1 protein-coding gene is annotated in these 316 nt (G+C 41.8%); it reads right to left on the bottom strand.

The features are described 5' to 3' along the window. Window positions 1-316 (bottom strand): Ig-like domain-containing protein (locus CD126_RS11920; RefSeq protein ID WP_240626091.1); only part of this gene is annotated, 316 nt, incomplete at both ends.

Genomic DNA, 316 nt, shown 5'->3' with positions numbered 1-316 from the left:
GTAACAGTAATTTCTTCGCCACCTTGTAAATCTTTCGGTAAATCGATGCTGTAATTACCATTATCGTCAGCTGTACCTGTGATTGGATTATGCCCTGGAATATTTACAGTAACTTCTGATCCTGGTTCAGCCTTACCTTTAATAGCGTCATCTTCACTATTTACGTCTTCAGCTGTTGGCGCGTCTGGGGCTGTCTTATCCGCTACAGTTGTTGTTGCTTTATCAGATGTGTTTCCTGCTTTGTCTGTCGCAGTTACTTCAAGTTCTTCTCCACCTTGGAGGTCTACATTGTCTGGAATTTCAACAGTATAGTTAC

The sequence above is a fragment of the Staphylococcus pettenkoferi genome, from assembly GCF_002902685.1.
Lineage (GTDB): Bacteria > Bacillota > Bacilli > Staphylococcales > Staphylococcaceae > Staphylococcus > Staphylococcus pettenkoferi.
Note: the sequence above shows the minus strand (reverse complement) of the source record. Positions and strands in the feature narration are given on the sequence as shown.